Origin of the sequence: Pseudocolwellia antarctica (assembly GCF_049933045.1) — a bacterium.
Classification (GTDB): domain Bacteria; phylum Pseudomonadota; class Gammaproteobacteria; order Enterobacterales; family Alteromonadaceae; genus Pseudocolwellia.
Genome location: NZ_CP187926.1, coordinates 713,963 through 727,796 on the forward strand (window position 1 = coordinate 713,963; position 13,834 = coordinate 727,796).

General features: G+C 33.5%; 8 protein-coding genes. 3 read left to right on the forward strand and 5 right to left on the reverse strand.

Features of this window, described 5'->3' with window-relative positions:
• Positions 1–86: 86 nt before the first annotated feature.
• The 4 genes from ACPUVN_RS03115 to ACPUVN_RS03130 all read right to left on the reverse strand — a co-directional run bounded on the left by ACPUVN_RS03115 (position 87) and on the right by ACPUVN_RS03130 (position 9,860).
• Complete coding sequence (locus ACPUVN_RS03115; protein WP_426358621.1) at positions 87–836, reverse strand: IS5 family transposase; 750 nt, start codon at positions 834–836, stop codon at positions 87–89.
• A gap of 862 nt (positions 837–1,698) precedes the next feature.
• Complete coding sequence (locus ACPUVN_RS03120; RefSeq protein ID WP_426369948.1) at positions 1,699–2,139, reverse strand: hypothetical protein; 441 nt, start codon at positions 2,137–2,139, stop codon at positions 1,699–1,701.
• A 146-nt stretch (positions 2,140–2,285) separates the two neighbouring features.
• Positions 2,286–6,887 carry an EAL domain-containing protein gene (locus ACPUVN_RS03125; RefSeq protein ID WP_426369949.1) on the reverse strand — a complete coding sequence of 1,534 codons (4,602 nt, stop codon included), beginning with the start codon at positions 6,885–6,887 and terminating at the stop codon, positions 2,286–2,288.
• Positions 6,888–7,064: 177 nt separating this feature from the next.
• Positions 7,065–9,860 (reverse strand): insulinase family protein, encoded by a 2,796-nt coding sequence (locus ACPUVN_RS03130; RefSeq protein WP_426369950.1) that lies wholly within the window; start codon positions 9,858–9,860, stop codon positions 7,065–7,067.
• A 203-nt stretch (positions 9,861–10,063) separates the two neighbouring features.
• On the opposite strand from ACPUVN_RS03130, the gene sixA reads away from it, so the two are divergent.
• Positions 10,064–10,543 carry a phosphohistidine phosphatase SixA gene (sixA, locus tag ACPUVN_RS03135; protein ID WP_426358055.1) on the forward strand — a complete coding sequence of 160 codons (480 nt, stop codon included), beginning with the start codon at positions 10,064–10,066 and terminating at the stop codon, positions 10,541–10,543.
• Positions 10,544–10,972: 429 nt separating this feature from the next.
• Here sixA and smrB read toward each other — a convergent pair whose 3' ends face one another.
• Complete coding sequence (gene smrB, locus ACPUVN_RS03140; RefSeq protein WP_426369951.1) at positions 10,973–11,509, reverse strand: endonuclease SmrB; 537 nt, start codon at positions 11,507–11,509, stop codon at positions 10,973–10,975.
• A 79-nt stretch (positions 11,510–11,588) separates the two neighbouring features.
• On the opposite strand from smrB, the gene prmB reads away from it, so the two are divergent.
• Complete coding sequence (prmB, locus tag ACPUVN_RS03145) at positions 11,589–12,524, forward strand: 50S ribosomal protein L3 N(5)-glutamine methyltransferase (protein ID WP_426369952.1); 936 nt, start codon at positions 11,589–11,591, stop codon at positions 12,522–12,524.
• Between the two features lie 143 nt (positions 12,525–12,667).
• Positions 12,668–13,759, forward strand: coding sequence for a chorismate synthase (gene aroC, locus ACPUVN_RS03150; protein ID WP_426369953.1), 1,092 nt, complete (start codon positions 12,668–12,670; stop codon positions 13,757–13,759).
• Positions 13,760–13,834 lie beyond the last annotated feature (75 nt).

Here is a 13,834-nt window from a genome sequence, read left to right on the forward strand (position 1 = left end):
TAAATTAACTTAATCATTGATGCTATTTTAATAGCTATGAATGATTGAGTTAATTTTATTAGATTCAACTAGGGGCTGTTGATCTTTCACATTGACAGCCAAATCATTGCGCACGCCAGTGCTAGCATACTCTCGAACTGTAATTTCAATTTATCATACCTTGTAGCTATAGAACGGAAATGTTTTAGCCTTGCAAATGCATTTTCAACTAAGTGCCTATATTTATACAAGCACCAATCAATATCACCATTACCTGTTTTTGAATTTTGCTTTCTCGGTATTATAGGGATTGAGTTGCGCTCTCGAACTTTATTTCTTATAGCTTCACTATCATAGCCTTTGTCTGCGATAACAAAATCACCTTGAGGTAATAATTCAATCAGCTCATTTGCCACTTTACTATCATGAACATCACCACCTGTAATAATAAATTCGATAGGCAAACCATAACTATCAACAGCTAAGTGAATTTTACTCGTATTACCCCCTCGACTTAACGCTATCGCTTGCTCTTGTTTAGATGCAGCACCTGTACTGTGTTGGTGTGCTTTAATATAGCTACCATCAATGAACTCCCACTCTACATCACTATTAGCGGATAACGATTTGAATAACCTCATCAATATTCCCTTTCTCGACCAAAGAAGGAACCTGCGATAAATGGTATTCCATAAACCAAAACACTCTGGTAAGTCACGCCATGGGCAGCCGACACGCAAGCGATATAAAATTCCTTCCATCGTTTGTCTGTGTTCAAGCTTGTTATAAACTCTATCTTCAAGCAAAATAGCTTTTAGCTTCGACCACAACTCATCAGTGAGCATTAATCGGGGCATGGTGATCTCGTAAGGTTTGTTTTTGGCGAAGTAAATTATACGAGATTACCGCTTACGTATAAAATTAAAACAAAGATCAACACCCCCTAGATAAAAACAAAGGTAAGACAAAAATTTCCATATCATCGGCTTGATATAGCCAGTGGCTAGGCGAATATTTGCCCATTTCATTTTCGCAATCACTTAATCAACCTTTTGTACTCGTTGTTCATGACTTGCACTCAAATATTTACAAGCTTTTTAATACCTAAGCGATGAGAAATGAGTGATCGGGAATACCCAGACTGAAAATATTAAGTTTATAATAACGTTTTAGTTGATGTTTAAGCTGTTCTAACTCCACTTAGCATTATATGTATAGTTATATTCAGTCTAGTGGTTAGCTTGTTACCACGCTAAGTTATTGCTATATTTTTGCCCATTATTTTCCATAGATTTATTCTATATAACTTCCTCATTGAGATGTTTTTTTCATGCTAGTTTTATTTGTTATTGTCGGTTTTATTTTCGCGGTGTTTTTTTATTGTCAGGCTCTTAAGAGTGGTTTGGGGTATAAGCGTTGGACTTTAGCAGGGATGGTGTTTGGTCCTTTGATTTGGCCAATGTTTTGTATGCAGAAAAGAATGAAGGTAAATAAAAAGTTTGGATTCAGTTGTTTAATTTTTAAAGCTTAATGTTTAATTAACACAAGATTAAAAATAATAACGGCGAACTTCCTTGTAACGCGATTATTTAAGTTTATTCAATTACTAAGACCACCATGACTTGGCAGGCATTTCTTTAATCTCAATACGTTCAGCAATAGAGATTTCTTTATCTTTTATAGCAAATATTGCTTTTAGAATAGAAAGCATATTTTAACCTACTCAGCTATAGAGAAGCTGTTATCAACACGTCGAGCATTACGACGAGCGACTTCTTCAATTGAAAAGCTGTCATCTACACGTCGAGCATTACGACGAGCGACTTCTTCAATTGAAAAGCTGTCATCTACACGTCGAGCATTACGACGAGCGACTTCTTCAATTGAAAAGCTGTCATCTACACGTCGAGCATTACGACGAGCGACTTCTTCAATTGAAAAGCTGTTATCAACACGTCGAGCATTACGACGAGCGACTTCTTCAATTGAAAAGCTGTTATCAACACGTCTAGCATTACGACGAGCAACTTCTTCAATTGAAAAACTGTCATTAACACGACGAGCATTACGACGAGCTACTTCTTGTATCTCTGTTTTATTTACATCTGCAACTGGAGCTGGTTGGGTCATTACTAGTGATAAAATTATTGAACTTAACATGTGTATTCCTCATTTATTATTATTAGTGTTTTTTATTAGCGTAATTAATAATGCGATAAATGTGCCAAGATTTTTTTTGTGTTTTAGACCCTATGATATAAGGTTGTTAGAGCAATTTTTTTCAGAAGTCGATATTTTGACGTAAGTTATAGTTTATTGAATATAGTCGATTTATTCGTGATTTGATGGGACAGAAGATATTTTTGAAAGTCACTTTCAGGTAAAGGTTTACTGTATAAATAGCCTTGTAACTGTTCACAATGTAAACCTGATAAGAAGTTGAGTTGCTGATTTGTTTCTACACCTTCAGCAACAACATGCAAACCTAAGTTATGAGCAATAGTTACTATAGTTGCTACCATGTTACGCCCTTGTTCTGAGGTTTCTATGTCGTCAACAAATGCTTTATCTATTTTTAACGTATTTAATGGGAATTTTTTTAAATAAGCTAAAGAAGAGTAACCAGTACCAAAATCATCTAAGGAAAGGTGAATACCCATAGCTCTTATTTGTAGCATAGTGTCTATTGCTTGCTGAGGAGAGTCCATAACAGTACCTTCTGTTATTTCTAATTCTAAATATTTAGCAGCTAAGCCACTTTCTTTGAGGATATCTGAGATCATGCCAACCAAGTTAGGTTGTGTAAACTGAACTGCCGATAAATTTACCGCAATTCGTCCTTCAAAAAGCCCTGCATCAACCCATTTTTTGGTAGCAATACATGATTTTCTAAGCACGATTTCACCAATGTCGATTATCTGTCCTGTTTCTTCTGATACAGGGATAAATACAACAGGGCTAATAATGCCTTTAGACGGAGTTTCGAAGCGAACTAAAGCTTCCATACCTGCAACCTTACCTGTACTTATTTCTATTTTAGGTTGATAGAATACAGAAAAGTAATCTTCTTTTAATCCATGACGCATTAGGTTTTCAATTTGCAACCGTTTCACTGCTTTTTTATTCATAGATTCATTGAAAAATTGGTACTTATTACCACCACTATTTTTAGCATGATACATAGCTGTATCAGCATTTTTTAATAACTCTTGTGATGATGCGCCGTCTTCGGGAAATAAAACAATGCCAATACTACTATAGAGTACTACTTCTTGATTCTTGAGTTTCATCGCTTGAGCAACGGTTTTAAGGGTGTTTTTGGCTATTGTTGTGATGGTATGAATATCATTAGTATTTTCTACAATTATACTAAACTCATCTCCACCTAAACGGTATACCGTATCTTGCTTTCGTCCTGAAGCAATAATCCTTTGAGCAACTTTACATAAAAGTGCATCACCGACACCATGACCCATAGAATCGTTTATCTTTTTGAAATTATCTAAATCAAAAACAAGCAACGCATGAGGAGTTTTAGCTTTTACTAATCTAGTTTGGTTTGCTTGAAAATATGATCTGTTCGGTAATCCCGTTAATGTATCTGAATTAGCAAGTTTCCTTAGTTCAATTTCATTATTTTTACGTTCTGTAACATCAGAAAAAACACCAACAAAATGTGAAATATTATTATTTTCATCTTTGATAATATCGATATTCAAATCGATTGTGTAAATATCACCATTGCTATGTTTATCTTCTATTTCGCCGTGCCAACTACCCTGAGTGATTAAATGTTTTTTTATGTTTTGGGTAAAACTTTCTGGGTACTGTTTAAGATGTAAGCTTGTACCTAACATATCACTTTTTTTGACTTGGGTGATGCGTTGATAAGCTTTATTAACATCGACAATAATAAATTGACGATCAAAAATAACGACTGCATCTGATATGTTTTCAATACATTTAGCAAATAGTTTTAATCTTTCATCAGTTCTTTTTATTTGGCTAATATCTTTTAAAGTACCTGTCATCCGAGTAGGAGCATTTTTCTCATCTCTTTCGACTATTTTTCCTCTATCAAGTACCCAAATCCATCGATTATTTTTATCTTTTACTCTATAAGTAGCTTCAAAGTGATCTACTTCATCGGTAAAATGTGCATTTAGAGCAGATCTTACTTTTGGGATATCATGTTGATGTATATTTGTTTGTTCAGCTCCTACATTTCTTTTTCCATCTTGTGGAAATTCAAGTATTCCCCAAATATTAGAACGGAATATTTTACCTGTGATAATATTCCAATCCCACATTTCATCTCCACTTCCCCAAAGTGAAAGCTTTAAACGTTCTTCACTGAGCTGTATTTGAAGGTGAGATAGTCGCTGCTGTCTTAACTGGAATAAGAAGTAACCTACAATAATGAATATGATTGAAGTATAAAATATGATTGCTAAGTTTGATAACCACCACGGAGGCATAATGGTTATTTTTAATGTTTTTGTTTTATTTGATATCGGATTTAATAAGTCGATAACTTGTACTTCAAATACGTAAGAGCCGTGATCTAAATTAGTATAAGTGGCTCTCCGATTATTAGTATCAGTTTCTATCCAGTTTTCCTCAAGACCTTTAAGACGATATTTGTATTTTATTTGGTTAGGTATTTTAGCGTTTGGTGATACAAATTCAATACTAAAAGGTGATTGTTCATGGGCTAAAGTAAGTATTTTAATGTAATTTAGGTGCTTATTTAATGTAAACTCCAGAATAGGGTTTTTATTGTTCTCCACCTTTGAAGATTCAACGTTTACTTTTTTGTTAGAGAGTAATAAATTAGTTAAAATAGGAAAATTAATTATTTGTTTTATAGATGTAACTTCATTTAAATTTGCACTGTGATACCCATTTAAACCACCAAAGTACGCAGTTTTATCTGAAGTATAAAGAATACTACCATTGATAAATTCATTATCTTCAACACCAAAGTGTTTCCCATAATTAATTACTTTTTTATTTAAAGGGTTTATTGATGAAATCCCTTTATTTGTACTAAACCATGCGTTAAATTCATAATCAATAAATAGTCCATTAATTGAATTGTTCATTAACTTATTCTGCTCATTAAATACATAAGCATCTAGGGTTTCAGAGTTTAAAAGAAGAACCCCTTGGTCAAATGAACCTAACCAAAACCATTTTCCAGATTTAATAATGTTTTTTGAATTACTTACCAGATAATCATTCGTTTTAATGTCATACATATTTTTGAATGACTTGTTTTGTAGTGAAAATTTAACTATTTTGTTTTGTAAGGATGTCGCCCAGATAACTTCCTCTTTACTATCTTCAAAATAAATACTTGTTATCTTTTGTTCTTCTGTTTGATATTGTAAAAACTCATGCGTTGATAAATTATAACTTGATAATATATTTTCGTTATTAATAAACCAAATACTGTTTTTTATTAATAAAAGAGTATCACCTTCATGCGGGAAATTTGAATACATAGACCATTTTTTATGAGCAATCAATTCTTTTGAAGTTAAATTGTATTCAAATAAATTGTTATTTATTGTTCTAACAATAATAATATCTGATGATTTAGTTAATATATTAAAAATACTTTCATTAAACTGAAAGGGTAGTTTATTGTATGTATCTTTTACTATGCTGAATAAACTGCCATCACCTCGAGCAATTATCTTTTGTTTATTAGGTAATTGAACTAAAACATCTACAATTTGATTTTCTGTTTTGTCTTTAAATTTATAATGCTTAAAGCTCATTGAAATAGGAGATAAAGTGTTAATTCCTCCATCTGTACCAATCCAAACCTTTCCTGTTGAACTTTTAAATAATCTATAAATATTATGATTGATTAATGAGGCTCTTGACTCGTTAACTTTATGATGAACTGTTTGTTGATTATGCAAATTATATATAGTTAACCCATTTTTAGTGCCAATCCAAACTTCAGACGCATTTTTCTGAATAATTGATTTTACAATGTTAGAGGATAATGAAGAATCAATTGAACTTGCTGCAAGATGTTTTTTTAATTTATAATTTTTATCAACAACGTATACTCCTTTATCAGTCGCAAGCCAATAATCATTATCTACTATAGTGATATCAGATAAATTATTAGCTTCGATAGATAAGCCCCATTTATTTTCTTCTTGTAAAGATATCGCTGTCGATAAGTCACTGCCTGCTATATAAATACCATTCTCGTATGTACCTAACCAATAATTGTTTTCATTATCTTGAAAGAATGTTTTTATTTCTTTTATTTTATTTTCATCATCTCTGATGATCACTCGATTGAAGTTATTAGTTTTTGTATTGTAATATTGGATACCAGACGCTGTAGTTATCCAAATAAGGTTGTCTTTGTCTTGGTATATGTCCCAAATAACATTGTCTTGTAGACTTGTTGTGGTGTTTTTATTGTGTAAAAAGTTGTCAAAGTTATCTGTCTTTTCGTTGTAACGGCTTAGACCATTTTGAGTACCAATCCACAATGTTCCGGTGTTATCGACAAATACTTTTCTGATGAAGTTATTTGCTACAGAAGTTTTATCAAGAATGTCATTTTTGTAGTGGGTAAAGTCTTTGCCATCAAATTTGTTTAAGCCTTCTTGAGTTGCTATCCATATTAACCCTTGTGTATCTTCCACAATATCGAAGACATAACTTTGAGATAATCCATCTTGTATGGTGAGAGATTCGAATTTCAGTTCAGGATTGACAATATATTCGTAGGCGAATGAGTGGCTTATAAAGCTAAGGAGAGAAAATAATATTGAAAACCTTAATATTATTTTTTTAAATTGATTCGCCAATATAGGGCTTATAAAAGTAAACAATACAACAACCTTGAATGTATTTTCGTTTAAGATGATCACACTAAGCTTGTTTTACATTTTTCAACATATAAACGCGCAATCATTATGATTTTATTAATTATTCTTCGTATCACTTAGCTATTAAAAGTCATGGCTCATATTAAGTCAACTGTTGTATTCAGCATTGTTGTTTATTTATAACTAATGAACTCCAGTTTGTATATGTTATCGGCAGGTTTAATATTTTCTTTGATAATCATTTAATAAATGTAGGGTATTCTCAATATCTTTCTTTTCAATATGGCTATTTTCTAGCTCTTCAGGGGTGTTAAAAGATAATAAATTAATTCTATCTGGATGACTGCTTGGGCATAAGGTTTCTTTTAAAAAGCTTTTAATTTGTTCTAAAGTCAGTTGTTTAATTTCCTCTATAAGTTGTGATTTTTGATTAAAATTACACTCATCAGTACTGATAGAGGTCCAAAAACGTTGGCTTTTAATACGCAAACTTGAATCTTTTTCTAATAACTGGCTAGATAAACCATGTTTGATATGTTCCCAATGATCAGTTTCCATTGCTTCAATATTTAAACAAGCATCCATGATAAAGTTATCTATCGCTTTTGATAAATCAGTTGATTGAGTGTTAGGTGATTGAATATAAAAGGCAATGCCAGGATATCGGTTAATCGGAATAAAGTTCACACCCACTAAATAGCCATATTGCTTTTCTGTTCTCATTTCTTGGAAGAACATCGGAGATAAAAGTTGGCTGGTGATCATACATTTAGCAACAGAAACTAAGTCTTTGTCAGCTAACGGGTAATAAGTAATCGTTGAGTGATCATGTTTAGGTAGAATAAGCGGTAACTCAATTTTACCTCGGTTTTCTATGCTTATAATCGAAGGTAAAACTTTGTGCTGATCGTCGGTATTGTTAATGAAAAATTGTTTAATTAATTTTCCAATTGCTTTTGCACCATTTATTTCCCAATTTCCATGCACTAATGACTTAACTGATACTTGAGTAAATATCTGCTTGGTAAAGTCAGTGAACTCACTAAACGTAATATTATCTAATGCGTTTGATAAATCTGTGGAGCTTGGATTATTGGGCTGAATGGCAGAGCTTAAATAAGAAAATAATTGAGATATAGATTTACTGGAGCCTGTATTATTCCAATGATTAATTAATTGTTTTTTGAGTAAAACAAATTTCTCTTCTTTAAACGTAGCGTGTTTTAAGTCTTTTAGGAGAAGTTGCAGCAAGTGGCTTTGTTTGTCTGTAAAACCAGACAATTGTAATGTCATACCCCCTTGATGTGCGTATAAGTGATATTGAATACCTGCAATTTCGGCATCGTAATGTTTCTCTATAATTGAATCACTAAATAAATCAACAAAGAGTCTCGCCATGGCTATGTTTTCTGTTGATTCAATTATGATTGGCGAATCAATACCTATGTAAATATATCCTTTAGGGATATTAAAAATGAAATCTTGCTTGAACCAAAGCTCATAACCATTTTCTTTATCAATACATTCAGGTAATGGCGAGGTGTTCTGTTTTTCTTCTTGAGTTAAAGAATTAGATAAAACAATAGGGTTATTAACAATGTATGGGTTTATTGAGGGGAGTGATAATCCGTTGTTGTAACCACATTGTTTAAAGGTCTCAAGCAAGGTGTTACTGATTGTCGAAATATTATAAGGCACTTCATACCATTTACTGACCTGCTTAAAGGTATTATCTTTACTCACATGGATAATACGCATGTTTTCAGGTGTAAAGTAAGATAACAGGTTATCTATTTCATCTAAGCAGTAATTAGCCATAGCGTAATCACCAAAGATATAATCTTCCTCTGGGTAGTGCTGCATGTTCACCACTAATTGGCACACAGAGTCTATTGGCTTTGACTTCTCAGCATACTGAAAAGCAATCTCTGCTAACGTTTTCTTTTCTTGGAAGTAATATTCTGGCAAATCAGACTTTTTCATTAAATTAATGTAATGAAATACAATCGTTGTAATTTCGTTTACATTTTTTTCACCTTGCTCAGTTAACTGAAAGCTAATATTAAAATCTTTAAAGTTTGAACCATTAATACCTGAGCCTGCTGTTAATCCTAATACCCAATGCTTCTCTTTTAATAAAGCTAAAATACTACCAATCCCTTCATGTCCTAGAAGGTGAGCCAAAATTGATTCAGGTTTGTTTTTATATAAATGATCAATTGAAGGCATCGCAAAGCTGATAATTAATTGATGATCATTTTTTACTGGAGATACATTAATTAAGTTAGCTTGGTTTTCAGGTAAGTATAAAGGTTCTTTAATTGTGCAATCAGTGGCTTTAGAGTCTGAAATATCAGAGAATTTCGATTCTGCTAATGCTTGTAATTCATCTAATGGTTGTGGACCTTCAAGTACAAGTGTCATTTTTTCGGCGTGATAATATTTATTATAAAACGCTAAAACTTCTTGCTGAATACTTTGGCCATTTCTGTCTGCGAGAGTTTCGTGGTTTCCAACTGAAAACTTTGAAAAAGGGTGAGCTTGATTAATGGTTTCTTTATGAACATCGTAAAGTCTTCTAATGTCATCTTTTAATTTTAGCTTATATTCAGCGTCTATATTTTTTCTTTCAGATTGAATAAAGGCTTCACTCAAGAGTGGTTTTGTAAAAAACTGACTAAATCGGTCTAGAGCTTGTTCGAAAAACTGATAATTTATATCTAAAAAAAAGCAGGTATGTTCTGTTGCTGTCCAAGCATTATTATGACCGCCATGCTGGCTTATAAATTTTTGATACTCACTCCCGTCAGGATATTTTTCTGTGCCTAAAAATAACATGTGCTCTAAAAAATGTGCTAAACCATGTCTATCAGATGGATCACTAAAGTGACCAACGTTAACCGCTAAGGCGGCTGCAGACTTTTTGCTTTCATTATTATTAACTAATAAAACACGTAAACCATTGTTTAACGTAAGAGGTAAATAATGCTTATGATCGTTAGGACTTTTTTTCAAAGCGAGCTCCAGCTCAGTTATTATTTTTACAGCACATGAAAAATAAAGGGAAAATTGTAAAATAATTTCATTTTTAAATTACCGTATGGAATAAGATGAGTCCATTATATTCTTAACAGTTGTTATAAAAAAAATGACTATTGCTTTACTATAGCCCCAATTTATAAAACTGATGCATACATTTGGTATGTATGGACTAATTTATGCAAGTTTATATCATGCGTCACGGCCAAGCTTTTACTTCAGGCGCTGACGATGCACTCCGTGAATTAACAACGGAAGGCCAGCAAGAAGCTAATGAAATGGCGAGATGGATCAGCGAACACAATATTGCTATAGATAAGGTTATTGTTAGCCCTTTTATCCGTGCTCAGCAAACGGTAAAAGAAATAAGTAGTTCGCTAGATAAAGACGTTGCCATAACGACATTAGACTTTATTACACCTTCTGGCTCTGCTCAACGTATGCATGATTATATTGATGGAATTTGTGTTACAGAGGATGTCAGCCATCTGTTAATCGTGTCTCACATGCCGCTTGTTTGTTATTTAGTTGCAGAATTAACAACTGATGGCGATTGTCCGCTCTTTCAAACAGCATCTATTGCTCATATTGATTATGATACTAAACGTATGAAAGGGCAGTTGGTGAGTTTAACTTCGCCAAGTGATTTAATTGAATAGAAAGTATTAACTTTGTTTTATGAGGTTGTTCGATCTGAATGACTTTTTTGAAAGGTTACGTATTTTGTAAAGCGACTTAAGTATAAATGTACTTAATAGCACTCGTATCGGACTAATACATCAGCAACGCGTCTAAGTTGGCGCTTTCTTTATTTTATTCATAATATTCTTTACTAACCCTTACGGTGAATAGTCATACTTCTGTTTTAATGTTTGTTACTTAACCTGAACTAGGTTTAAGATGTTCTTAATTGATTGAAATTATTACTAATGAAATTTAACGATGAAGCAATTAAAAGTAGTTGTTAGAGAAGAATATATTAAGCCGAGCTCAGGTTACTTAGTTAGAATTGCTTTAGTAACAACCCCAAGATAAAACCTACAGAGAATGAATAGCGCAATCCTTAGCGTTCTAGCGAATTTAAATCGTTAACTAAACTTATCTTCTATTTCCACTAAAGCTAAAATAGCTCCGTTTCCGCCCCATTCTAAAGGTGCTTGATGAAATGCCATTACATCGGGGTGCTGAACTAACCAATGTGGTACTTTATTCTTGAGGACTCTTGAACCTAAGCCATGAACAATACATATGCAATGAGCATGTTCCTTTTGACAGGCAAACAACAAAGCGGCTATTTCTAATTTAGCTTGCTGTTGATCTAGTCCATGTAAATCTAAAATAAGATCGGGTGCGTAATCGCCTCTGCGCAGCTTTTTAGTTTCAAAGGTATCTACGTCGTCTCTTGTATATTTAAGAGGACCTTGTTGATTGAGATTAGGTTCAAAATCGTCAGAGAAATAAAACTCTGCATTTTGTTGAGTAGATTCTTTTTCTTTAATAAGCTTTTTCGTTTCTGTACTTCTCTTTGAGGGGAGGATTTTATCCTGTACAATAGGTTTTACTTTACCTATAGCATCTTTGAAGAGTTGTTTTTCTTGTAGTGTTAAGCTGTCTTTTAGTTTCATCAGGTAAGTTTAAAAACATCTATCACTAATCACAAGTTAATTAGTCAGTTGAATATTATATTATCCTATAGGAAATTATGTGAACGCGTTAAATTTTTCATCAATTAATGATCAACTAAATACAACGGGCGATTTCGTTCGATTTGCAGCCAGTCAATTTAACCAAGCTGACCTTTATTTCGGTCATGGTATGGTTAACGCATGGGATGAAGCTATTTCATTAATCATGTTTACGCTAAATTTACCTGAAGATTTATTTGAGCAAGTGTTTACTTGTCAATTAACCTCAGAAGAAAAGCAAGATGTACTTACTATTATTGAAAGGCGCATAGTAGAAGAAATTCCTGCGGCTTATTTAACTAATCAAGCCGTCTTCGCTAACTTACCTTTTTATGTGGATCAACGCGTACTTGTACCAAGATCGCCGATTGGTGAGTTAATTCAAAAGAAATTTTCACCTTTCATTAGTGAACAGAATCCACCTGCAAGAATTTTAGATTTATGTACAGGAAGCGGTTGTATAGCCATTGCTTGTTCTTATGCTTTTCCTGATGCAGATATAGATGCAGTAGATTTATCTATAGATGCATTAAATGTTGCTAATATCAATATAGAGAACCACGGTTTATCTGAACAAGTTATTCCAATTCAATCTGACGTTTTTTCTGGGGTTGAAGGGCAAGTTTATGATTTAATTGTGACGAATCCTCCGTACGTAGATCAAGACGATGTAGATTCGCTCCCACAAGAGTATTTACATGAACCAGAAATGGGATTGGGATGTGGTGAAGACGGTCTTGATATTGTTAGAAAAATTTTAGCAGAAAGTGCCGAACATTTATCAGAAAATGGTATATTAATTTGTGAAGTGGGTAACTCACAAATACATGTTAGTTCTGTCTACCCAGAAGTTCCATTTAAATGGTTAACTTTTGAACGTGGTGGGCATGGTGTTTTTATGCTAACTAAAGCAGAGTTAGAAGCGTTTTCAGACACTTTTAAACAGAATATTTAGTTTTAATTTATTTATCAATAATAGAATAAGTCGATAAACGTTGAGTTAGATAAAATTTAGAATAAAAACGATTAATCTAAAGTTAACCAACAGCTTATTTTTTATTGGTATTAATTTATATTAACAAAGGTAGTTAATTCAGTATGTCAGGCAATACATTCGGAAAATTATTCACAGTAACCACTTATGGTGAAAGCCATGGTTTAGGTTTAGGCGCAATTATAGATGGTTGCCCTCCAGGTTTAGCATTAACGGAAGCTGATCTACAAATAGATCTCGACCGTCGTAAACCTGGTCAATCTCGCTTTACTACTGCTCGCCGTGAAGATGACGAAGTAACTATTATGTCGGGTGTATTTGGAGGTAAAACGACAGGTACGCCAATTGGTTTGATGATCAAAAATAAAGATCAACGCTCACAAGATTACGGCAACATATCTGAAAGCTTTCGACCTGGCCATGCAGATTATACTTACTGGCAAAAATACGGCATTCGAGATTATCGTGGCGGCGGGCGTTCTTCTGCTCGTGAAACTGCGATGCGTGTTGCTGCTGGATCTGTTGCTAAGAAGTTCCTAAAAGAAAAACTAGGTATTGTTATTCGAGCTTGTGTAACACAAATAGCGGATATCAAAGCTGAGAAATACGATTGGGATCTAGTAGAAAATAATCCATTCTTTTTCCCTGATGAAGATAAGCTTGAGCAACTTGATGAATACCTACGTGGCATTATGCGCGAGAAAGATTCTATAGGTGCTAAGTTAACGGTTGTTGCTGAAAATGTACCCGTTGGTTTAGGTGAGCCTATTTTTGACCGACTAGATGCTGATATTGCTCATGCTTTAATGGGAATTAATGCCGTTAAAGGTGTTGAGATTGGCGATGGTTTTGAAGTGGTTAATCAAAAAGGTTCAGTACATCGTGATGAACTAACACCAAATGGCTTTGCAAAAAATAGTGCAGGTGGCGTGTTAGGTGGCATTTCTTCAGGACAAAGTATTGTTGCTCATATTGCATTAAAACCAACATCAAGTATTGGTGTGAGTGGAAAAACCATTAACAAGCAGGGCGAATCTACGGACTTAATCACCAAAGGTAGACATGATCCTTGTGTTGGAATTCGTGCAGTACCTATTGCTGAAGCTATGTTAGCTTTAACGCTAATGGATCACTTTATGCGTAACCGAGCTCAAAATGCTGACGTTATGTGTGAAACGCCAGACATTTCAAAATAATAATCTGCTCTACAAAAGAGTTGGTATCATTTCTATTTGATACCAGCTCTATTTTAATCTCAACTCATCGTCATT

Coding starts and splice junctions, on each gene's coding strand:
- ACPUVN_RS03115 (WP_426358621.1), bottom strand. CDS start 836: ATGCCCCGATTAATGCTCACTGATGAGTTGTGGTCGAAGCTAAAAGCT.
- aroC (WP_426369953.1), top strand. CDS start 12,668: ATGTCAGGCAATACATTCGGAAAATTATTCACAGTAACCACTTATGGT.
- smrB (WP_426369951.1), bottom strand. CDS start 11,509: ATGAAACTAAAAGACAGCTTAACACTACAAGAAAAACAACTCTTCAAA.
- sixA (WP_426358055.1), top strand. CDS start 10,064: ATGCAAGTTTATATCATGCGTCACGGCCAAGCTTTTACTTCAGGCGCT.
- ACPUVN_RS03120 (WP_426369948.1), bottom strand. CDS start 2,139: ATGTTAAGTTCAATAATTTTATCACTAGTAATGACCCAACCAGCTCCA.